Source organism: Neochlamydia sp. TUME1 (genome assembly GCF_000813645.1).
Lineage (GTDB): Bacteria > Chlamydiota > Chlamydiia > Chlamydiales > Parachlamydiaceae > Neochlamydia.
The window spans coordinates 1-1,876 of record NZ_JRXI01000138.1; the positions used below are offsets into that span (position 1 = coordinate 1).

At 36.8% G+C, this 1,876-nt stretch carries 1 protein-coding gene; it reads right to left on the reverse strand.

Annotated elements, in window-relative coordinates; all coding sequences use genetic code 11:
- Nucleotides 1-20: 20 nt before the first annotated feature.
- Complete coding sequence (locus tag DB41_RS06940) at nucleotides 21-1,634, reverse strand: IS1634 family transposase (RefSeq protein WP_039385867.1); 1,614 nt, start codon at nucleotides 1,632-1,634, stop codon at nucleotides 21-23.
- Between the last annotated feature and the right edge of the window lie 242 nt (nucleotides 1,635-1,876).

Below are 1,876 nucleotides of genomic sequence, written 5' to 3' on the forward strand. Positions count from 1 at the left end.
TAAAACCCACATTCCGCAAGTTAATTTCCATTAGCATATAATTTCTGAAAAGGAGGACCTAAAACCTGCAAAATATGCCTCATATTAGGAGTTAAATTAAGGATTAACTCTTTTATACCCTCAGGAGTCCGTTTGATTAAGAGGTGCACACCTTCAAAAACTTGGAAAATCCAGCGCATGGTAGGCATCTTTGTAGGTTTTCCTAATTGATTAGGAATGGAGGTAGACAGCTTTTCTAATTGTTGACGTAAATGGCGCTGGGTAAGGGTATAAACTAGCAAGCAAAGACACATAATCATGGCTAAAGCTATAATTCTTTGCTCATTTTTAAGGAATACCGAAGAAGTCATAAATAATGGATCTTTTAGAAAGCGGAATCCTCTTTCCACCGATTGTTGGCCTTTATAATTGTCTAACAGATCATCATTTGAAAGAAGCTCGGCATTCAGCTCATTAGTGGCCAAGATAAATTTTCCTTTTCTTTGTAAGCTATTAGAAATTTTTTGCTCATCTTTTGCTAAAGCTGCCTCCATTCTATACTGGATTAATAAAGCTTGCTCTTTTTTAGGTCTGCCAGGTTCTTGCTTGCTTCGTTTTTGTATAGTATTTATTTTGTCTAGACGATGATATTTAAGCTTTTTTTCAAAAGCTTTCAAGGCTGCTTTAGCATCTTTTTCGCAATCAAAAGCTTTTGAGGCAAGCTGCTTTAATTCTTTGACTTTTGCTTGCAGCTCTTTTTCTATTTGCCTATCTAAGGTTTTCTTTTCCCTTATAAAAGCTTGTTCAGAATGGACTAAAAGCCACCGTTGGGGAATTCCTGCATAGATAGAACCTAATTCAACGGCCCAGTAATCCGCAGACAGCTTTTCCATTTCTTCTTTAGAAAAACTAGATACAAGCTCATAGGCTGCTCCTATTTGTTCTGGAACACGCGTTACCCATTTCATACTATTGGAAATATCTTTTAGTGTGTCAGCGGTATACATAGCACTATCGGCAACGAAATAATGAGGTTTGGATCTATCTTTAATTTGGGATTTAAGCTCTTTTAAAGTTTTCCTAAAATGGCTTTTATCCGAGGTATTACCTGCAAGCGCTTGAGCTAATAAAGGAACATCTCCATCTTGGCTGCAGATTAAGGAAATCATAAATTGTTTAAGGTCAGGCCGATAGTCTTTTGAATGTCCAAACGTAATGATAGGAACTTGCTCCTTCGAGGAATATTGCCCTTGAACAGACATGCTTGTCGTATCTAAATGCTGAAATTTTTTATTAACATTAAATTTTAAGCAGGCTTGCAAGGCAATAGCTGAAAAGATAGCATCACATCCATATTCGTAGCAGCGATCTAAGGCTCTACCTAAACGATCATCAGATACATTTTCAGATTTACATGCTCTTCCTAATAATCGTTCCACAGGTTTACTTGCGTAAAATTGTGCTTCTAAATATAAGGGACGTGAAGTAAAACCTAACCCATTGATGACCATTAATTTGATACATTCCCCAGTTGTTATAAGAGCTCGGGGATCGGGGGGGATTAGCTGATCTATCATGCTCACTAAATTGATTTCGTCACACATGGCAGAAACAATTCCTAAGTGGTCAAGGTCTTTGCTACTATACTCTTCCATCGCTTATATCCTCTCTTTCTTTGCTTTGAGAGGAACAAGCTTAGTTTTTTCTTGAAAAAAACTTAAGCCAATTTATCAAAATAATAAAAAAATTATCCAACCATTGTTTTAACCTGCGGAATGTGGGCTAAAAGAATGAGATTGATTCTTTGCCTTGTTTAAGAAAAACGGCTCTTTTTGGTGCCTTGTTTTATTTCTTCTACCGAATGATGGGATACAATACGCCTAGCTTCTTCCTGTCC

Coding starts and splice junctions, on each gene's coding strand:
- DB41_RS06940 (WP_039385867.1), bottom strand. CDS start 1,634: ATGGAAGAGTATAGTAGCAAAGACCTTGACCACTTAGGAATTGTTTCT.